We start from the raw sequence: 20,236 nt of genomic DNA on the forward strand, positions 1-20,236 counted from the left end.
TGCCGGCCGGTGCGTCCGAACGTGCGAAGGGTCTGCTAAATCCGGTTGGTTACATCAGGTCGGCGGGAATCTCGATTCCCTGTTCCTGGTAGTAGCGAGCCGCGCCCGGATGCAGGGGTACGTTCACCCCGGTAAAGGGCTGGGACGGATCCACCTGTTTCATCAGAGCGTTGGCCTGCTTCATCGCGTCGATGTTGTTCCAGAACGCCTTGGTGAGCTTATAGGCGGTGTCGTCGTTCAACTTGGCATTGGTGACCACCATCATCAGGGTTGTGCCTGTTGTGATCGCCTGGTCGGCATTGGCCTGTCCGGAGTAGGTGTTGGCCGGAATGGTTGCAAGGCCGGTGACCTGCTGGCGTTGAAACTCTGTCCAGCCAGGGGACTTTATGACCTCGTCGTTCACCGACAGAATGCGGATCGGGCGCTGCAGGCTGAGCTCGTTGAGTGCCTGGGAGCCGATCGGATAGAAGCCCATATAGACGTCGAACTGGCCGTCCTGGAACCCCTGAAGCGCTGCGCCCCAGGGCAGCTTGATGCCTTCGTAGTCGGTGCCGGCCACCAGTCCGCCGGAGGCCTGCTCGATCAGGCCGGCGGACTGGCCTGCGGCGGAGCCCGCCGGCGGACCGATAAAGACACGCTTGCCCCTGAGGTCCTTCCAGCTCTCGATGCCGGAATCGGCCCAGACGATGGCGTGAATGGCGCTGGCGGAGAAGCCGAACAGTGCACGCAGGTTGCCGGACAGCTTTTTCGCCTGCTCGGGGCTGCCCTTGTACGGGCCGGCACCGGCTTTCATGGCCGTGATGGCGGGCGGCGGGGCAACGGCAAGGTCCAGTCTGCCGGCGGCCACCTTCATCACCGACTTGGTCAGCGACTGTCCCAGCACGACCTGCAGGTCGACGTCCTCCTTGGCGGCGTAGGGCGCCATCGACTGCGGCACGATGCCGGTCAGAGAGGCGGAGCCGCCCCCTTCGAACCCCAGAGACTCTGCCTGGGCTGTAAAGGTGGCAATGGACAGGATACCGGCGGCAAGGGTGTTGCGGAGATAGCGCATTGTGCAGATCCTCTTGTCGTTTCTTATTGGATGCGAATCGGTACGTTGATCATAGAACTGGATAGGGCTATAAAGGAAATTCCAATTTAGGCCACGGCTATACAAAAATTTATAGATGGATCCGCGACTGCTCAAACAACTGTCGGTGATTGTCCGATACGGCTCGCTCAGCCGTGCCGCCGAGCGCCTCAACGTTACGCAGCCCACGCTGACCCGCGCGATCCAGACGATAGAGAATCGGGTGGGCGGACCGGTACTGGTGCGTACCTCGAGCGGCGTGCGCCCGACGGAAATCGGCACCCGTCTGGCCGAGGTCGGCCAGCGCATCGACGATTACGCCGAACACACCGACAGGCTGATCGAACAGTGGAAGCAGGGACTGGGCGGGGAGGTCCGTGTCGGCGTCGGATCGCTGATCGCGCTCGGCGCCATCCATGATTTCTTCGACCTGGTCTCGGATAGCTCGAACTCCGTTATTCATTTCGTCACCGCAACAGCGGCGACCCTTATCCAGCAGCTGAATGCGGGCGAGCTGGAGCTGGCGCTGACCCCGGTCAATACCGATGCGATCCAGAATAACCTGACGCGCGAGGTTATCTTCCATGACGAGCTGCGGGTCTTCGTCGGCGCCAGGTCGCCGCTGTACGGCAGCAAGGCAGTTGTTGCAGCCGAGGCGCTGAAGTCGCTGCCCTGGATTGCCTCGGGCGCCAGGTCCGGGATTTTCGACTCCCTCGACATGAGCCGCTTCAGCGGCCCCGCCCGGATGCTCTTTACCGGCGGTATCGATATGGTGATATCCATGCTGCAGCGCAGCGATGTGCTGGTGACCCTGCCGTACCGCCTCACCATGCTTTCGGAGCGTCTCGGTGATGATCACGTGCTGAACGTCGATACGCCGATGCCGCGGCACGACATCGCCCTCTGGTTTCCCGAGCGCAATCTCGAGCGGCCCGACGTGCAGGACATCGCCGGGAGCCTGAAGCGTTACTTCCAGAACCTCGACAGGACCGCCATCGGCAGCTACTGAATGTGTCAGGACTGACCCTGGGTGGCGTTTTCGTCGCTTGAAGTCGGGTATTAAGAGGGGAGGGAACCAGGTCGAGGCACAGGGGCCTGATTCGAAAGCATCAATGGTACCAGTGGCCGGACTCGAACCGGCACGGGTTTTACCCCGGGGGATTTTGAATCCCCTGTGTCTACCAATTTCACCACACTGGCAAAAGCGAGACCGTATTATAAGTGGCTCTGTGACAGCGTCAATCGTGCTGTTCCGCGATGACTGAAAAAAAAGCCGTTTTCGGTTACAATCCCGGCCCTTCCCGTCAACCTCTTGCAAGAGTCCAAATGCAGGTAAAAGATTTCAGTTTCGAGCTGCCGGAAGAGCTGATTGCGCGTTTTCCGCTGGAGCAGCGCTCGGCCAGCCGTCTGCTGTGTCTCGACGGCAACAGCGGCGCCATCGAGCACCGACAATTCAGTGACATCCTCGAACTGCTCGAGCCCGGCGATTTGCTGGTATTCAACGATACGCGGGTGATTCCGGCGCGGCTGTTTGGCGAAAAAGCCTCGGGTGGCAAGGTAGAAGTGTTGATAGAACGGGTGCTGGACGGTCAGCGGGCGCTCGCTCACGTGCGCGCCAGCAGGGCACCGAAGCCGGGCACGACGCTGCACCTCGAAGGGGGCGTCGAAGCCTGCGTCAGCGGCCGCCGCGACAATCTGTTCGAGCTCGAGTTCGCCACCGACCGTCACCTGGTCGAGGTGCTCGAGGAGTTCGGTCACATGCCGCTACCGCCGTACATGAAGCGGGACGACCAGCTGTCGGACCGCGAACGCTACCAGACCGTCTACAACCGCAAGCCGGGGGCGGTGGCCGCGCCCACCGCGGGGCTGCATTTCGATGAGGCGCTGCTGGCCAGGCTCGCGGAAAAGGGCATTCGCCAGACTTTCGTCACGCTGCATGTCGGCGCCGGCACCTTCCAGCCGGTCAAGGTCGATCAGGTCGAGGAGCACCGCATGCACGCCGAGTATATAGAAGTGGGTCAGGAGACCTGCGATGCGGTGCGCGAAACCCGGGCCCGCGGCGGTCGGGTGGTCGCGGTCGGCACCACCAGCGTGCGCTGCCTCGAGAGCGCCAGCCGTGACGGCGAGATCCGTCCCTACAGCGGTGATACCGATATTTTCATCTATCCGGGCTACCGTTACCGTCAGGTCGATGCCCTGATCACCAATTTTCACCTGCCTGAATCGACGCTGTTGATGCTGGTCAGCGCCTTCGCCGGTTTCGACCATATCCAGCGCGCCTATCGCGAAGCGGTGACCGAGCGCTACCGCTTCTTCAGCTACGGTGATGCCATGTTTCTGACCCGCCAGGAGGCCAAGTGAGCCGCAACTGTTTCATGACCTTCGAGAAGCTCGGCGAGGACGGCAAGGCCCGTCGCGGCCGGCTGTCCTTCCCCCGCGGCACCGTGGAGACCCCGGCGTTCATGCCGGTGGGCACCTACGGCACCGTCAAGGGCATGCTGCCCCGGGATGTCGAGGCCACCGGCGCCCAGATCATTCTCGGCAATACGTTTCACCTGATGCTGCGCCCGGGCACCGAGATCATCCGCCTGCACGGCGATCTGCATGACTTCATGCAGTGGCAGGGGCCGATCCTGACCGACTCCGGCGGCTTTCAGGTATTCAGCCTCGGCAAGATGCGCAAGATCACCGAGCAGGGGGTCTCCTTCCGCTCGCCGGTCGATGGCAGCAAGGTGTTCATCGATCCGGAACGGTCGATGGAGGTGCAGCGCGAGCTCGGCTCCGACATCGTGATGATCTTCGACGAGTGCACGCCTTATCCTGCATCCGAGCCGGAGGCGGCCACCTCGATGCGGTTGTCGCTGCGCTGGGCGAAGCGCTCCAAGGACGCCCATGGCGACAGTCCGTCGGCGCTGTTCGGTATCGTCCAGGGGGGCATGTACGAGCACCTGCGCGACGAGTCCCTCGAGGGCCTGACCGAAATCGGCTTCGACGGCTATGCCATCGGCGGTCTCTCGGTGGGCGAGCCCAAGGAGGACATGGTGCGGATTCTCGATCATCTGGCCTGGAAAATGCCGGCGGACAAGCCGCGCTATCTGATGGGGGTGGGCCGGCCCGAGGACCTGGTCGAGGGCGTGCGCCGCGGCGTCGACATGTTCGACTGCGTGATGCCGACGCGCAATGCCCGTAACGGTTTCCTCTTTACCGATACCGGCATCGTCAAGATCCGCAACGCCGCCAACAAGACCGATACCCGGCCGCTGGACGAAGGCTGCGACTGCTATACCTGCCGCAACTTCAGTCGCGCCTACCTGCACCATCTCGACAAGTGCAACGAGATTCTGAGTTCGCAGCTCAACACCCTCCACAATCTGCACTACTACCAGGTGCTGATGGCCGGTTTGCGCGAGGCAATTGAACAGGGTAAATTGTCGGCCTTTGTCGACGATTTTTATGCCAAGCGGGGCCTTGAAACACCGCCGCTTGCCTCCATTTAAGATAGAGTTTTCAAGTTAAAAGCCTTCAAACACCAAGGAGTAAAGCCACATGAGCTTTCTGATTTCTTCAGCCCATGCCGCAGAGCCGGCCGCCGGCGCCATGGATCCGGGTATCTTCAACATCCTGTTCCTGGTCGGCTTCGGTCTGATCTTCTATTTCTTCATGTGGCGTCCGCAGGCGAAACGCGCCAAGGATCACAAGAATCTGATCAACAGCCTGACCAAGGGCGACGAAGTGCTCACCGCCGGCGGCATCATCGGCAAGGTGATCAAGGTTTCGGACGACTACGTGGTTCTGGAAGTGTGCGAAGGCACCCAGCTCAACTTCCAGAAGGCGCATGTGGCCGCCGCTCTGCCCAAGGGCACGATCAAAAGCATCTGACCCCGGCTGACGTAAAACGCCACTGTCCCAGTGGCGTTTTTGGTACAGGACGTATTTATCCTGCGGGCACAGGGATGTGCAGGAGCAGGGTCGATTTGTATCCTGCCGGATCCAGGGCCGTGGACGCGCAGGCGCCCCGGCTGCGATGACAGAACAGGGCACCCTATGCTCAACCGCTATCCGCTTTGGAAAAACCTTCTGATTCTGCTGCTGCTGGCGCTCGGCCTGCTATACGCAGCCCCCAACATCTACCCCGACGACTACGCCATTCAGCTGTCCGGTACCCGCGAGGCCTACCAGGTCGATGAGCCGCTGCTCGAGCGAGTGTCTGCCGCTCTGGAGCGCGAAGGCATTCCCAACAAGGGCGTCGAACTGGACGAGGGCGGCAATGGCCTGATCCGCTTCGCCGACGGCGAGTCGCAGCTGCGGGCCAAGCCCGTGATCGCGAATCTGCTCGGCGAGCAGTACGTGGTGGCGATGAACCTGGCGCCGACGACGCCGGACTGGCTGACCGCACTGGGAGCGGGCCCGATGAAGCTGGGTCTCGACCTGCGCGGCGGGGTGCACTTCCTGCTGGAAGTGGACACCGTGCAGGCGGTGGCTCAGCGTCTCGACGTCTACGTTTCCGAAATCAAGACCAAGCTGCGGCAGGAACGGTTGCGCTACCGCCTGGTGGACCACCGTGCCGACGGTAGCCTGGAGGTCAAGTTCGCCGACGAGGCGGTGCGTGACGAGGCCCTTGCGTTGCTGAGACGGGAATATCAGGAATTCCTGGTGACCACCGACGAGCAGAACGGCGATTACTACATTCTGATCAATCTGACCGAGCAGAGCATCGCCGAGATCGAGGATTACGCCGTCAAGCAGAACCTCACCACGCTGCGCAACAGGGTCAACGAACTCGGCGTTGCCGAACCGCTGGTGCAGCGTCAGGGACGCAACCGTATCGTGGTGCAGCTGCCGGGCGTCCAGGACGCCGCCGCCGCCAAGCGTATTATCGGCAAGACCGCGAACCTGGAGTTCCGTCTCGAGGCGACGCCGAACGCAGCGGCGGGCAGTACCGAAACCTACGAGTTCCGCAGCCAGCCGGGACGCAAGGCCACGCTCGAACGTGACATCATCATCACCGGTTCCAGCGTTGCCAACGCCCAGGCCGCCTTCGACGAGAACGGCATGCCGCAGGTGTCGATCACGCTCGACGCCAAGGGCGGACAGATGATGGGACGCGTGACCCGCAACGCGGTACAGCGGCGCATGGCGGTGCTGTTCGTCGAGCACAAGAGCCGCACCCTGACCGAGACCGTCGACGGCGTTCAGCAGGAGCGGCGCATTCCCTACGTCGAGAAGCGGATCATTTCACTGGCCACAATTCAGTCGGTGCTGGGCTCGCAGTTCCGCATTACCGGCCTCGAAAGTTCGACCGAATCGTCGGAACTGGCGCTGCTGCTGCGCGCCGGCGCCCTGGCGGCACCGATCTACTTCGTCGAGGAGCGCAGCATAGGCCCAAGCCTGGGTGCCGAGAACATCGCGCTGGGCGTGATGTCGGTGAAGATCGGCTTTGCTCTGGTGCTGGTGTTCATGGTGCTGTACTACCGTGTCTTCGGTCTGCTGGCCAACGTCGCGCTGACGCTCAACCTGGTGCTGCTGGTGGCGGTGATGTCACTGCTCTCGGCGACCCTGACGCTGCCGGGTATCGCCGGTATCGTACTGACGGTGGGTATGGCGGTGGACGCCAACGTGCTGATCTTCTCGCGCATACGGGAGGAGCTGAAAAACGGCATGCCGGCCCAGTCGGCCATCAGTGCCGGTTTCGGCCGCGCCTTCACCACCATACTCGACGCCAACATCACCACTCTGATCGCGGCGCTGATCCTGTTCGCCATGGGTACGGGCCCGGTCAAGGGCTTCGCCGTGACCCTGTCGGTCGGTATTGTCACCTCGATGTTCACCGCCATCATGGTGACCCGGGCACTGGTCAACCTCTGTTACGGCGGGCGCAAGCTCAACCGTCTGGCGATCTGAGGAGTTAGAAAATGGCAAAGCAGGAAAAAGTGCTCAACTTCATGCGCCTGGGCAAGGTCGCGCTGGCGATTTCGGCGCTGCTGCTGCTGGTGTCGCTGGGCTCCCTGGCGACCCGCGGGCTCGAGCTTGGCCTCGACTTCACCGGCGGCAGCCTGGTCGAGGTCGGCTATGAGCGCGAGGCGGATCTGAGCAAGATCCGCTCCAGCCTTAACGCAGCGGGGTACGAGGACGTGGTGGTGCAGAACTTTGGCGCCCCCACCGACGTGCTGATCCGCCTGGCGGAGACCCACGATCCGAAGCTCGGCGACCATGTGCTGGCGACGTTGCAGGAAACCGAAACCCAGCAGCTCGAACTGCGCCGCAGCGAGTACGTCGGTGCTCAGGTGGGCGAGGAACTGCGCGAGCAGGGCGGCCTCGGCATGCTGCTGGCGCTGTTCATGATCATGGTGTACATCGCCTTCCGCTTCCAGTTCAAGTTCTCGATTGGCGCGGTGCTGGCGCTGGCCCATGACGTCACCATTACCCTCGGGTTTTTCTCGGTGTTCGGCATCGAGTTCGACCTGACGGTGCTGGCAGCGGTACTGGCGGTGATCGGTTACTCGCTCAACGACACCATCGTGGTGTTCGACCGTATCCGCGAGAACTTTCGACTGGTACGTACCGGCGAGCCTGTGGATATCGTCAATCTGTCGCTGACCCAGACCCTGAGCCGTACGCTGATGACGTCCGCCACCACCTTGCTGGTGGTGCTGGCACTGGCGATCTTCGGCGGCGAGATCATTCACGGTTTCGCACTGGCGCTGCTGGTCGGTATCGCCGTGGGTACCTACTCCTCGATATACGTGGCCGCCAACATCATGCTGATGATGGGCGTCAGCCGCGAGGATCTGATCCCGCCGCCCAAAGAGGACGACGCGGTCGACGATATGCCGTAAATATTGTCAAAAGCCGGCTGTTCAGCCGGCTTTATTTTGTGATCGATAAGCGTTACGCGTTACAGTTTAAGCATTCTAAACCGCCATTCGCGTCACCCGTCACGTGTAACGCGTCACCCGTATAATGCAGGCGACACCCGCCAATCCCATCTATTATGTTTCAGTAAAATGGAACCCGCTGGAAAATCAATGAGTAAAGACTGGACCAAGCGCGACCCCCAGGCATCTGCCGAGGCGGAGAAATATGACAACCCGGTGCCGAGCCGGGACTTTATCCTGGAGTTCCTGCAGGAGTGGGGCGCGCCGATCAGTCACGGGCGCCTGTGCAAGGAGCTCGGCATCAAGGATGAAGACAGCCTGGAGGGCGTTTCGCGCCGCCTCAAAGCCATGTGCCGCGATGGCCAGCTGATCAGCAACCGTCGCAACGAGTACGGCATTATCAAGAAGATGGACCTGATCCCCGGTCGGGTGATCGGCCACCGTGACGGCTTCGGCTTCGTCACCCCGGATGCCGGCGGCGACGACTTCTTCATCAGTCCGCGCCAGATGCGCCAGGTGTTCGACGGCGACCGCGTACTGGTGCAGGAGGTCAGCGTCGACTACCGGGGGCGCCGCGAAGGCAAGATCATCGAGGTGCTCGAGCGCGGTACGCGAACCCTGGTCGGGCGTTACAAGTCACAGGGTGACTTCGGTTATCTGATCCCGGAGAACCAGCGCATCACCCAGGACATCATGGTGGCGCCGGACCCGGGCAGCAATGTCCGCTACCGTGACGGCCAGCTGGTGGTGGTCGAGCTGATGCAGCAGCCGGGCAAACGCCAGATGCCGCAGGGGCGGGTCATCGAGGTGCTGGGCGACCACATGGCGCCGGGCATGGAAATCAAGGTCGCGATCCACAACTACGAGATTCCGAACGAATGGCCCGATACCGTGCGCCAGGAGATCGGAGGCCTGTCGCCGGAGGTCGAGGAAAGCGCCAAGCGCAACCGCGTCGACCTGCGCAAACTGCCGCTGGTCACCATCGACGGCGAGGATGCCAAGGATTTCGACGATGCGGTATACGCCGAGCGCAAGCGCAGTGGCGGCTGGCGGCTCTGGGTCGCGATCGCCGACGTATCCTGGTACGTGCGTCCGGGGACGGGGCTCGACAACGAAGCCTATTTGCGTGGCAACTCGGTCTATTTCCCCGAATTCGTCGTGCCGATGCTGCCGGAGCTGCTGTCCAACGGCCTCTGCTCGCTCAACCCCAATGTCGACCGGCTGGCGATGGTCTGCGAAATGACCATCAGCAGCAGCGGCAAACTGTCGGGTTATCGCTTCTACGAGGCGGTGATCCAGTCGCACGCGCGCCTCACCTACAACAAGGTCGGCAGCATGCTGATGCAGCCCAAGAGCCCGGAGGGCCGCTCGCTGCGCAAGGAATACGCCGCCGTGGTGCCGCACCTCGAGGACCTGCACGGCCTCTATTTCGCGCTGCGCAAGGCGAGGGAGGCGCGTGGCGCCATCGATTTCGAAACCACCGAAACCCGTATCCTGTTCTCGGATCAGCGCAAGATCGACAATATCGTTCCGGTGGAGCGTAACGATGCCCACAAGCTGATCGAGGAATGCATGCTGTGCGCCAACGTCGCCACCGCGCGCTTTCTCGACAAGGTCAAGGTACCGGCGCTGTACCGCATCCACGAGGGCCCCAAGGCCGAGAAACTGCAGAACCTGCGCGCCTACCTCGGCGAACTCGGGCTCAACCTCGGCGGCGGTGACAAGCCGGAGCCGGGCGATTACCAGAAGCTGGCGGAGCAGATCGAGAACCGGGCGGACCGGCACGTCATTCAGACCATGATGCTGCGCTCGATGCGGCAGGCGGTTTACAGCCCGGAGAACAATGGCCACTTCGGTCTGGCGTATCAGGCCTACACCCATTTCACCTCGCCCATCCGGCGCTATCCCGACCTGCTGGTGCATCGTGCGATCCGCGCCGCCATTCACGCCGAGAGCGACCGCGGACTGCTGAACCGTCTCAAGTCGGTGTTCCGCTCCAGCAAAACGATCCTGCGCCCCGACGGCTTCGTCTCCAATCCGGCGTTCTGCTACCAGTACTCGCTGGAGCAGATGCTGCAGCTGGGCGAACACTGCTCGATGACCGAGCGTCGCGCCGACGACGCCACCCGCGATGTCATGTCCTGGCTCAAGTGCGAGTACATGCAGAGTGAGGTGGGCGGCGAGTTCGACGGCGTCATCTCGGCGGTTACCGGCTTCGGCGTTTTCGTCGAACTGACCTCGGTGTATGTCGAAGGACTTATCCACATCACCGCGCTGCCGTCGGACTACTATCATTTCGATGCGGCCAAGCAGCGCCTGGTCGGTGAGCGTACCCGCAAGACCTTCAAGCTCGGGGACCAGGTGCGGGTTCGCGTGATGCGGGTCGATCTCGACGAGCGCAAGATCGATTTCGAGATGGTGGAGAAGGTGCGTTCGGCGAAGAAACCCAAAAGCGTGCGCCAGCAGCTTGCCGAGGGCGAAGTCGACAAAGCCAATGCCAAACGCAAGAAAGGCGGCCGCAAACGCAGGTAGGATGGGCCAAGCGATGCTCTGCACGATACACCGGGTTACGACCTGGTCGGGGCATCGCGGAGCCATCATCTCCGGTGTCTTGTCGCCGTTCCGGCGTTTATCCCGCGGGCCCCAGTGCGTGATAGCCCGCCGACAGTGCCCCCGCAAGAACTATCAGCGCCGCCAGAATGGTCGTGGCGTCCTTTGCATTCAGCGGGGTGCGTCCGCGTTCCGGGCGCAACAGCCAGAGCCTCAGCATGGCCGCGGCCATCAATCCCTCGATCCAGCCTGCGATGACGTCGAGTGGCCAGTGGGCGCCGATGACGATGCGCGACAGACCGATCAGCAGAATCGGCATCAGCGCCAGCAGGTAGCTGGCTCTGCGCACGGCAACCCCGTGCCCGGTCGCGAGCAGCACCGCCAGCATCGCGAAGAAGGCTGAACTGGCGCTGCTGTGTCCGCTGGGAAAGCTCCAGCCGGCAACCTCGACGCCGGTTTCAGGGCGTGCCACCTGAAACAGCCACTTCAGCAGACTGTTGAGTCCTGCGGTCAGACCCAGCAGCAACAGCAGGCGCCAGCCATCGGCGGAGCGTCGCAGCCACTTCAGCCCGAAGCCCAGCAGCACGGCTGCCGGCAACAGGATCGCGGTACTGCCAAAAGCGGTGACCTGCAGCCAGAATCCCAGGGCGCCGGCATCGGGGCCCAGCAGTATCAGTCCCTGCAGGTGCCGGTTCCAGTCCTGGGCCCAGCCCTGCATCTGAATCAGCGCCAGGGCGCAGAGTGCGAGAGCGCTGCCGGCCAACAGCATCAGAGCGGCTAGCCGCTCCGGTTTCAGCCCCAGGCGTTCGGATCCCCAGCGTGCCAGTGGCTGTCCCGGCTGCAGATGCTGGTGAAGCACCGTCATTGCCAGTATCACCAGTACCAGGCCGAGCCCCGGATAGAAGAGCGCATGCCAGTGCCCCAGCAGGTCGTCCGCGGAGCGGCCGACCAGAAAGCCCGGTACGATGTACGCCGGTGCCCAGGCCAGCGCGGAAAGGATGTTGACGGTGAAGAAGCGCATTGCCGGCATGTCGAAGGTGCCGGCGATAAAGGGTACCACCGGTCGTACCGGTCCGATAAAGCGGCCCAGTACGATGCTGAGCAGGCCGTAGCGCTGAAAGAAGGCGGCCCCGCGGCGGTGCCAGCCGGGGTGGGCGTTGAGCGGCCAGTGTCGCTGCAGCCAGTCCTCGGCATGGCGGCCGAGGAGAAAGCTCAGGCCGTCACCGACGACGGCACCGGCGAAAGCCGCGATCAGTATTGGCAGCAGAGGCTGTCCCTGCTCACCGGCGGCGAGGGCGACGGCGAACAGCAGCGCGACGCCGGGTACCAGCACGCCGACAAACGCCAGCGACTCGCACAGTGCAAGTGCTGCCGTGACGAGCATTAACGCGGGTAGTGATAGCTGTGCCAGATCCATGCTGAGTCGTCCTTGCCATCGGATGTCGCCGATGGGTAATTGTATTACGCCTTGATATAATCCGCCGAACCAATCCGCAGACTTCCGCGCCTCCGAGGGCGAACAGAAGGGACCCGCCGTGAAAGAAATTATCCTGATGACCCTGTCCGGCCATGACAAGCCGGGTGTTACCTCCGCAATGAGTGCCATCCTGGCCAGGTACAGGATCAATATCCTCGATATCGGTCAGGCGGTCATCCACGACACCCTGTCGCTGGGCATGCTGATCGAGGTACCGAAGGAGTCAGAATCATCGCCGGTACTGCGGGATCTGCTGTTCAAGGCGCACGAGCTGCAGATGACCGTGCGCTTCGAGCCTGTGGAGGAGGACGCCTACGAGTCCTGGGTGACGGAACAGGGCAAGTCGCGGCATATCATCACCCTGCTGGCGCGACGCATCACTTCCGAGCATATCGCCCGGGTCGCCGCAATCGCCGCCGGGCACGGTCTCAATATCGACAGCATAAACCGGCTCTCGGGCCGCATCTCGCTACAGCAGTCGGGGGTCGACGCGCATACCAAGGCCTGCGTCGAGTTCTCGGTGCGCGGAGTGCCGCGTGACAACCGTGCGCTGCGCGAGGAGTTCCTGCATGCCGCCAGCGAGCTGGACGTCGACATCGCGTTCCAGGAGGACGATGTGTATCGCCGTAACCGCCGGCTGGTGGTGTTCGATATGGACTCGACGCTGATCGAGGCCGAGGTTATCGACGAGCTGGCGAAGGAGGCCGGGGTCGGCGATCAGGTCGTCGCCATCACCGAGTCCGCGATGCGTGGTGAAATCGACTTCGACGAAAGCTTCCGCCGACGTGTGGCGCTGTTGAAAGGACTCGACGCCTCGGTACTGGAGCGCATCGCCGAACGGCTGCCTCTGACCGAAGGGGCGGAAGCGCTGGTATCGAACCTCAAGGCGCTGGGTTTCAAGACCGCGATTCTCTCCGGCGGCTTTACCTACTTTGCCCGCCGGCTGCAGCAAAAACTCGGCTTCGACTACGTTTACGCCAATGAGCTCGATATCGAGGACGGCAAGGTGACCGGCGAAGTGACCGGCACCATCGTCAACGGTCAGCGCAAGGCCGAGCTGCTGCGCGAAATCGCCGAACGCGAGGGCGTGCGTCTGGAGCAGACCATCGCCGTCGGCGATGGCGCCAACGACCTGCCGATGCTCGGGACCGCGGGCCTCGGGATCGCCTTCCGCGCCAAGCCACTGGTGCGCCAGAGCGCCGACCACTCGATCTCGACGCTGGGCCTCGACGGTATCCTCTACCTGATCGGCTTCCGCGACCGCGATACGGTTGTGTGAGGCTGAGGCTGAGGGTTACGCGTGACTCGAGGCGTAGGATGGGATAGCCGCCCCGGCACGGCCTGTCCGGTACTGTGGGCTTTTGTAGGCGGCGTAACCCGTCACAGGCGCCGCAGGCGTCTTGGTTTCCGTCGGCGGCGGGCTGAAAGGATCGTTCACTCGCGCATCATGGGGCGTCGTTGGCGCACATCCCGACTTCAGTGCCCGCCGGGATCAATCGATCTGCAATACGATCGATATGATGGGTCCGCGATGCCCGGAATGGGAGGCAACGTGATCCTTGTGCCCCTGCATCGCTTGACCCATCCTACCCGTCACCCGTCACCCGTCACCCGTCACCCGTCACCCGTCACCCGTCACCCGTCACCCGTCACCCGTCACCCGTCACCCGTCACCCGTCACCGAAGTGGACGCGTCACCCGTGAGGCTTAGCCTGTCACGCCTCACGCCTCACGCCTCACGCCTCACGCCTCACGCCTCACGCCCCACTCAATGCTCGAAAAAGTCGTAATCCATGCGTTCGCGCGGGGGCTGCAGATAGTAGCCCTGGATGAAGTTGACGCCGGATTTCCAGAGTTTGCTCATCACCTTGGTACCCTCGACCAGTGGGGCGACCGTGACGCGGTCCATGGCGTTGAGTTGCTCCACCATGCGCCTGAAGCTCTTGTCGTGAGCGTGGCCGTTGGCCAGGTCCTGTACGTAGGAGCCGTCGATCTTGATGTAGTCCGCCGGGATCGCCTTGATCACCTCCTTGTAGCTGGTGGAGGTACCGAAGTGCTTGATGCAGATATGGCAGTGCAGCTCCTTGACCGCCCGGGCGAACTCGGTGGCGGCGGGAAGCTGTGACGAGACGTCGGTTTCGCTGAGCTGAAACACGATGCGGTCCGCCGGCAGGCGGAACTCCCGCAGGGTTTCCGACAGCCAGCTTACCAGGTCCTTGTCCTTCAGCGTGCTGCCGGTGATGCTGATGAAGAGGCGGTTGCGCTTGCCCTGTTCCAGCTCGGTGCGCAGCTGGCGCAGGCTTTCCATGATGACCCAGCGGTCCATCTGAATGCTGAGATCGGCATGGTCGACGGTGGCGAGGAAGATGTTCGGCGATATTTCCCGGTTATCCGGATCCAGCAGCCGCAGCAGAACTTCGTAGTGGTTGATGTCCGTTTCCTGGTGCAGCGCCACCACCGGCTGGAACAGCAGGCGGAAGCGCTCCGCCTCGACGGCCTCGCGCAGCATCTTGGCGGTCTTGCCGTCGTTGGCCTTCTGCGTCTCGACAGTGTAGAGCTTGACGCCGTTGCCGCCACCCTGGCGGTTGCGCAGGCTTTCGGCCGCCAGACGTGCGCGGGAGACCAGCTCTTCGGGTCGCGGCGAGTTGTCGTTGATCGTGGTGATACCGATCGAGCAGGTGACCTGCAGCAGGGTGTTGTTGACCATGCTGCTGTTGTCGGCCACCGCCTCGCAGATCCTGCGTGCCAGTTTCACCGACTTGTCAGGGCTGGGATCGCGGAAGATGACGATGAAGATATCGTCGCTGGGGCGGGCGATCAGGTGCGCCCGGTTGATGAGCTTGCGCAGCAGGTCGGCAATGTCCCGGGCAACCTGGTCGCAGCCCTCGAAGCCGATCTCCGAGCGGATGATGTTGTACTGGTCGATGCTGATGTAGAGCAGGTTGCAGTCGTGGCCGCCGTCCAGCGCATGCTGAATGACCTCCTCGAGGCTGTGTTCGAGAAACTGGCGGTTGTAGAGCCCTGTCACCAGGTCCTGCTGAGCGGTCTGTTGCAGCTCCCGGAACTGGCGGTCCGGGCGAATCATCAGCAGGATGCAGGGCTGGCCGTTGTAGCGCGCCTCTTCCATTTCGAGATTGGCGACGAAGCTGCTGCCATCGGCGCGCTCGCCTGAGACCTGCATCAGCATGTCCTTGCGACGCGCGTCCTTGAACGCGCGCAGCTGTTCGCTGAGCTCTTCCCTGTCTTCGGCAATCACCAGTTGCTCGAACGGCTGGTTGATCAGGGCGCGGTTGTCCTCGTGGCCGAAGAGGTGGCAGAAGCAGGGATTGACGTAGACCAGTCGTTCGCCGTCGAGGCAGGCGATACCGTGGCTGGAGACCTCCATCAGCTCCTGGCAGCGGCGCTCGGCGTCGCTGAGACGCGATTCCGCCAGGCGCAGCTGCCGGCGTGTCTCCAGCCCTTCCAGCTCCTGCTGCAGCGTCAGCAACAGCAGTTCGTTGTCCTGCTTGCTGACCACCGCCCGCATGCCGTCTTTCAGTCCGCGCACCGAGCGACTGCAGTCGCTGTCATCGGTCAGCAGAACAACCGGAATGTCCTTGTCCAGGCGTATCAGGTGATGCAGCACACGGCTGTTCTTGAGTTCGCCCTCGTTGGGGGAGCAGATCACCAGATCCCAGGAGCGCTCGCTCAGGGCCTCGAGGAAATCGCGTTCCTGTTCGATCTGGCGGCCGCGCGGCGCGAGGCGGGCGGCGCGCAGCAGCGAGATGATGGGATCGGTGTCCTGTGGGCCCAGGCCCAGAAAGAGGATGTGGACGTTCTTGCGCAAACGGCGGCGCTCGCCGCTGTCGACGTCTGCCAGGGCGTTGTCGCCGGTACTGCTGAGCTGATTCGCGTCGGACATTTCGAGTATCCAGAAACCGTCTATCCATGGACCGGGTGTTGCTCAAGTGTAGCGGTTTTGCAAATGGCTGTCAGGACGCCCGACGTATCGGATCAGTCATTCGGCTGGCTGGAAGGGTCCGCGGAGCAGGCCGATGTAACCGGGGAGGATCGGCACGATTCGTTGCACTCATGGTGCCCTGCGGCGCTTGGCTGACTGATCGATTGTGCTTTCGGGGGAAGTGGCTGGGGTAGGAGGATTCGAACCTCCGCATGCTGGAATCAGAATCCAGTGCCTTACCGCTTGGCGATACCCCAACAATGTCGAAAGCAGAATGGTGGCAATGGCGGGACTCGAACCTGCGACCCACGCATTATGAATGCGTTGCTCTAACCAACTGAGCTACATTGCCACTGCTTTCTTGCAGAAGATGGCAGGGGTAGGAGGATTCGAACCTCCGCATGACGGGATCAAAACCCGTTGCCTTACCGCTTGGCGATACCCCTGCAATATCGACCTGGCTGCTATTCCTGTTCAGAAATGGTGGCAATGGCGGGACTCGAACCTGCGACCCACGCATTATGAATGCGTTGCTCTAACCAACTGAGCTACATTGCCTTGCCCTGTCGAGGTCGCGAATTATTCTCTGTTTTCGCTTTGCTGTCAACAGCTTGGGCGAAAAAAATCGTTTTTCGGGCTCTCGGTTTGCGTAGGGCGCTGCCAGGCGAAGCACGGCGCACCACAAGCGCCAGGAGCTCGCCCGCAGCACGGGCTCCTACGGCAATTCCTGCCCTGTAGGAGACCGCTCCGCATGAATCAGACGTTGAAGCGGAAGTGCACCACGTCGCCGTCCTTGACGATGTAATCCTTGCCTTCGAGGCGCCACTTGCCGGCTTCCTTGGCGCCCTGTTCGCCCTTGTAGGCGATGAAGTCATCGTAGCTGACCACTTCGGCGCGGATGAAGCCCTTTTCGAAGTCGGTGTGGATAACGCCCGCGGCCTGGGGTGCGGTCGCGCCGACCTTGACGGTCCAGGCGCGCACTTCCTTGACGCCGGCGGTGAAGTAGGTCTGCAGGCCCAGCAGGTTGTAGCCGGCGCGGATGACACGGTCGAGGCCCGGTTCTTCCATGCCCAGGTCCTGCAGGAACTCCTGGCGCTCTTCGTCGTCGAGCTCGACGATCTCCGATTCCAGCTTGTTGCAGATCGCGACCACTTCGGCGCCTTCGGCGGCCGCCAGTTCGCGGACCTGGTCCAGGTAAGGGTTGTCCTCGAAGCCGTCTTCGGCGACGTTGGCGATGTACAGCGTCGGCTTGGTGGTCAGCAGGTGGAAGCTGCGCACCAGCTTGCGCTCGTCGTCATCGAGTTCCAGCGCGCGGACCGGCTGCCCCTCTTCGAGGTGCGGCAGCAGCTTTTCCAGCAGCGCCTTGGCGCGGATGGCATCCTTGTCGCCGCCCTTGGCGGTACGGACGACGCGCTGCAGCTGCTTCTCGACCGAGTCGAGGTCGGCCATCGCCAGCTCGAGGTTGATGGTTTCGATGTCTTCGAGCGGGTGGATGCGGTTGGCGACGTGGATGACGTTCTCGTCCTCGAAGCAGCGCACCACGTGGGCGATGGCGTCGGTCTCGCGGATGTTGGCGAGGAACTTGTTGCCCAGGCCCTCGCCCTTGGAGGCGCCGGCCACCAGGCCCGCGATATCGACGAACTCCATGGTGGTTGCAATCACGCGCTCGGGCTTGACGATCTCGGCCAGGGCGTCGAGGCGCGGATCCGGCATCGGCACCACGCCGGCGTTCGGCTCGATGGTGCAGAAGGGGAAGTTCTCGGCGTCAATGCCCGCCTTGGTCAGGGCGTTGAACAGGGTGGACTTGCCCACGTTGGGCAGGCCGACGATACCGCATTTGAAACCCATGATGGTGGTCCTGTCGATTAAGCTTGGAAAGTATGCAGCCCGTTCATTGCACGGGCCCATTCGCCGGCGACGGCGGCATCCAGGTAGCGCAGCGCTTCGTCGGTGGCAGCGAGCGTCTTGTCGCGCTCGGCGGACGGCGCTTTTTTCAGCACGAAGGCGGCAACCTGACTGCTGTGGCCGGGATGGCCGATTCCTAATCGCAGACGGTAGAAATTCTTGTCGTTCCCCAGCCGGGAGATGATGTCGCGCAGGCCGTTGTGACCGCCGTGTCCGCCGCCGCGCTTGAGGCGCGCAACGCCAGGGGGCAGGTCGAGCTCGTCGTGGGCGACCAGAATAGCTTCGGGGGGAATCTTGTAGAAGCCAGCGAGGGCCGCGACGGCCTGACCGCTGAGGTTCATGAAGGTATGGGGGATCAGCAGATGAACCGGCTGGCCGTGCAGCAGAATCTTGCCGTAATGGCCCTGGAACTTGCGTTCCGGTACCAGCTTGCAGTTGTGTCGAGCTGCAAGCAGCTCGACGAATTCGGCGCCGGCATTGTGACGGGTCTGATGATACTTGTCGCCCGGATTTCCGAGCCCGACGATCAATTGGATCCTGTCATTCATGCCGGCGCCTCAGGCTAAAGCCTTACTTGCCGGCTTTGGCGCCACGCGGAGCGTAGACGTAGCCGATGCCCTGGTCGTGGTCTTCGCCGCGACGCAGTGCGACGATCTCGACGCCTTCCGGCAGGCTGATGTCGGACAGGTGCAGTACCTGGCCGGCTTCGGCGTTGCTCAGGTCGACGCTCAGGCCTTCCGGCAGCTGGTCGGCACGGCAGAGGATCTCGGCGGTGTTCTTCTCGACTGCGAACTTGGCAGCGGCCTTGGAGGCGGCGGACTTTTCGAAGTTGACGAACTGCAGCGGCACGGTGATGCGGATCTTGCTGTCGTCGGAGACGCGCTGGAAGTCAGCGTGCAGAACCAGCGGCTTGGACGGGTGGCGCTGCAGGTCACGGATGATGACCTTCTGCTCTTCGCCGTTAAGTTTCAGCGTCAGGATAGACGAGAAGAACGACTGGTCGTCCAGCTGCTTGTACAGCTCGTTGGCGGAGACGGCGATAGATACCGGGTTCTTGTCTTCGGCGCCGCCGTAGATGATGCCCGGGATCTGGCGCGCAGCACGCAGGCGGCGGCTCGCACCTTTGCCCTGGTCCTCGCGGGATACTGCTTCGATTACAAAGTTGCTCATGGATGTTTCCTTCAATAAATAAAAGCTGCAACGCCTCGCGACCAAGGCCTTGCAGCATCAGTTTGCTCCTCGCGGGAGCGTTGCCGTCACCGGTCTCGGCAACGGCGCAGTCCAGGCACGGTTCCGGCTTAGCGGAACATCGCGCTGATGGATTCTTCGTTGCAGACGCGGCGCACCGCCTCTGCCAGCATCGGCGCCAGGGTCAGCTGGCGGATCTTCGGGCAGGCCTGGGCCGCCTCGGACAGCGGGATGGTGTCGGTGACAACCAGCTCGTCCAGCACGCTGCCGTTGATGTTCTCTATCGCCGGTCCCGACAGCACCGGGTGGGTGGCGTAGGCGTATACGCGGGCGGCGCCATTGTCCTTCAGGGCCTTGGCTGCCTTGCACAGGGTGCCGGCGGTGTCGGTCATGTCGTCGACCAGGATGCAGGTGCGGCCTTCGACGTCACCGATGATGTTCATGACCTGGGATTCGTTGGCGCGCTCGCGGCGCTTGTCGATGATCGCCAGATCGCAGTCGAGCTGCTTGGCCACGGCACGGGCACGTACCACGCCGCCAACGTCCGGGGATACCACCATGACGTTTTCGTACTGCTGGTCGATGATGTCGTCGAGCAGCACCGGGGAGCCGTATACGTTGTCCACCGGAGTGTCGAAAAAGCCCTGAATCTGGTCGGCGTGCAGGTCGACGGTCAGGACGCGGTCGATACCGACAGCGGAAATCATGTCGGCGACGACGCGGGCGCTGATGGCGACGCGGGCCGAACGCGGGCGGCGATCCTGGCGGGCGTAGCCGAAGTAGGGTACAACCGCGGTAATACGGGTAGCCGAGGCGCGACGCAGGGCGTCTGCCAGTACGATCAACTCCATCAGGTTGTCGTTGGTCGGAGCGCAGGTCGACTGGATGATGAAGACATCCTTGCCGCGGACATTTTCCTGGATCTCGACGCTGACTTCACCGTCGCTGAAGCGGCCGACGTGTGCCTTGCCCATCGGGATGTCGAGGCGCTCGACGACTTTCTGGGCCAGTTCCGGGTTTGCATTGCCCGTGAAGACCATCATTCTAGACACGGAGAGCACCTTCTCGGTAGTTGCGGAGTTGGGATTCGTATCTGACAGGGAGTAAGTCATGGGTAAATGGCTGGGGTAGGAGGATTCGAACCTCCGCATGCTGGAATCAGAATCCAGTGCCTTACCGCTTGGCGATACCCCAGTATCTCTCCTTTTGGAGGTTTGCCTCCCGAAAGAAGG

The 20,236-nt window shown here is 62.5% G+C and carries 15 protein-coding genes and 6 tRNA genes; 8 read left to right on the forward strand and 13 right to left on the reverse strand.

From position 1 onward, the window contains the following. Nucleotides 1–49: 49 nt before the first annotated feature. On the reverse strand, nt 50–1,051 hold the full coding sequence (locus IEX85_RS18795; protein WP_188862172.1) for a TAXI family TRAP transporter solute-binding subunit: 1,002 nt from the start codon (nt 1,049–1,051) through the stop codon (nt 50–52). Nucleotides 1,052–1,166: 115 nt separating this feature from the next. Here IEX85_RS18795 and IEX85_RS18800 point away from each other — a divergent pair, with 115 nt between their 5' ends. Next, a complete protein-coding gene (locus tag IEX85_RS18800) occupies nt 1,167–2,078 on the forward strand; it encodes a LysR family transcriptional regulator (RefSeq protein WP_188862173.1) in 912 nt (303 codons plus the stop codon). 104 nt (nt 2,079–2,182) lie between these two features. Here the strand turns inward: IEX85_RS18800 and IEX85_RS18805 are convergent. Next, nucleotides 2,183–2,269: transfer RNA gene (locus IEX85_RS18805), tRNA-Leu, on the reverse strand. A gap of 126 nt (nt 2,270–2,395) precedes the next feature. Between IEX85_RS18805 and queA the strand changes: the two genes are divergently transcribed. The 6 genes from queA to rnr all read left to right on the forward strand — a co-directional run bounded on the left by queA (nt 2,396) and on the right by rnr (nt 10,476). After that, nucleotides 2,396–3,430, forward strand: coding sequence for a tRNA preQ1(34) S-adenosylmethionine ribosyltransferase-isomerase QueA (gene queA, locus IEX85_RS18810; RefSeq protein WP_188862174.1), 1,035 nt, complete (start codon nt 2,396–2,398; stop codon nt 3,428–3,430). A gap of 14 nt (nt 3,431–3,444) precedes the next feature. Beyond that, a complete protein-coding gene (gene tgt / locus IEX85_RS18815) occupies nt 3,445–4,566 on the forward strand; it encodes a tRNA guanosine(34) transglycosylase Tgt (RefSeq protein ID WP_188862309.1) in 1,122 nt (373 codons plus the stop codon). Nucleotides 4,567–4,615: 49 nt separating this feature from the next. Beyond that, nucleotides 4,616–4,948 (forward strand): preprotein translocase subunit YajC, encoded by a 333-nt coding sequence (gene yajC / locus IEX85_RS18820; RefSeq protein WP_188862175.1) that lies wholly within the window; start codon nt 4,616–4,618, stop codon nt 4,946–4,948. Between the two features lie 165 nt (nt 4,949–5,113). Next, nucleotides 5,114–6,970: a protein translocase subunit SecD gene (gene secD, locus IEX85_RS18825; protein ID WP_188862176.1), complete on the forward strand. Its 1,857-nt coding sequence runs from the start codon at nt 5,114–5,116 to the stop codon at nt 6,968–6,970. 11 nt (nt 6,971–6,981) lie between these two features. Beyond that, entirely contained in the window at nt 6,982–7,905 is a 924-nt protein-coding gene (gene secF / locus IEX85_RS18830) for a protein translocase subunit SecF (RefSeq protein WP_188862177.1), read from the forward strand. Nucleotides 7,906–8,094: 189 nt separating this feature from the next. Next, nucleotides 8,095–10,476 (forward strand): ribonuclease R, encoded by a 2,382-nt coding sequence (gene rnr / locus IEX85_RS18835; RefSeq protein WP_188862178.1) that lies wholly within the window; start codon nt 8,095–8,097, stop codon nt 10,474–10,476. Nucleotides 10,477–10,573: 97 nt separating this feature from the next. Here rnr and IEX85_RS18840 read toward each other — a convergent pair whose 3' ends face one another. Next, nucleotides 10,574–11,911 carry a bifunctional DedA family/phosphatase PAP2 family protein gene (locus IEX85_RS18840; protein WP_188862179.1) on the reverse strand — a complete coding sequence of 446 codons (1,338 nt, stop codon included), beginning with the start codon at nt 11,909–11,911 and terminating at the stop codon, nt 10,574–10,576. Between the two features lie 118 nt (nt 11,912–12,029). Here IEX85_RS18840 and serB point away from each other — a divergent pair, with 118 nt between their 5' ends. Further along, nucleotides 12,030–13,250 (forward strand): phosphoserine phosphatase SerB, encoded by a 1,221-nt coding sequence (gene serB, locus IEX85_RS18845; protein WP_308425664.1) that lies wholly within the window; start codon nt 12,030–12,032, stop codon nt 13,248–13,250. Nucleotides 13,251–13,739: 489 nt separating this feature from the next. Here the strand turns inward: serB and IEX85_RS18850 are convergent, their stop codons facing one another. The 10 genes from IEX85_RS18850 to IEX85_RS18895 form a co-directional block, all read right to left on the reverse strand. Further along, nucleotides 13,740–15,872 carry an EAL domain-containing response regulator gene (locus IEX85_RS18850; RefSeq protein WP_188862180.1) on the reverse strand — a complete coding sequence of 711 codons (2,133 nt, stop codon included), beginning with the start codon at nt 15,870–15,872 and terminating at the stop codon, nt 13,740–13,742. Nucleotides 15,873–16,093: 221 nt separating this feature from the next. Further along, a tRNA-Gln gene (locus tag IEX85_RS18855) sits at nt 16,094–16,168 on the reverse strand. A gap of 18 nt (nt 16,169–16,186) precedes the next feature. Beyond that, nucleotides 16,187–16,263 (reverse strand) — tRNA-Met (locus IEX85_RS18860). Between the two features lie 19 nt (nt 16,264–16,282). Then, nucleotides 16,283–16,357 (reverse strand) — tRNA-Gln (locus IEX85_RS18865). A 35-nt stretch (nt 16,358–16,392) separates the two neighbouring features. After that, nucleotides 16,393–16,469: transfer RNA gene (locus IEX85_RS18870), tRNA-Met, on the reverse strand. A 198-nt stretch (nt 16,470–16,667) separates the two neighbouring features. Beyond that, nucleotides 16,668–17,759, reverse strand: a complete 1,092-nt coding sequence (ychF, locus tag IEX85_RS18875) for a redox-regulated ATPase YchF (RefSeq protein WP_188862181.1) — start codon at nt 17,757–17,759, stop codon at nt 16,668–16,670. A gap of 17 nt (nt 17,760–17,776) precedes the next feature. After that, nucleotides 17,777–18,364: an aminoacyl-tRNA hydrolase gene (gene pth / locus IEX85_RS18880; RefSeq protein WP_188862182.1), complete on the reverse strand. Its 588-nt coding sequence runs from the start codon at nt 18,362–18,364 to the stop codon at nt 17,777–17,779. Between the two features lie 22 nt (nt 18,365–18,386). After that, a complete protein-coding gene (locus IEX85_RS18885) occupies nt 18,387–18,986 on the reverse strand; it encodes a 50S ribosomal protein L25/general stress protein Ctc (protein ID WP_188862183.1) in 600 nt (199 codons plus the stop codon). A gap of 128 nt (nt 18,987–19,114) precedes the next feature. Then, nucleotides 19,115–20,056, reverse strand: a complete 942-nt coding sequence (locus IEX85_RS18890; protein ID WP_188862184.1) for a ribose-phosphate pyrophosphokinase — start codon at nt 20,054–20,056, stop codon at nt 19,115–19,117. Between the two features lie 67 nt (nt 20,057–20,123). Next, nucleotides 20,124–20,198, reverse strand: a tRNA-Gln gene (locus IEX85_RS18895). Nucleotides 20,199–20,236: the final 38 nt, after the last annotated feature.

Origin of the sequence: Marinobacterium nitratireducens, from assembly GCF_014645375.1 — a bacterium.
In the GTDB taxonomy this organism is placed as follows: domain Bacteria; phylum Pseudomonadota; class Gammaproteobacteria; order Pseudomonadales; family Balneatricaceae; genus Marinobacterium_A; species Marinobacterium_A nitratireducens.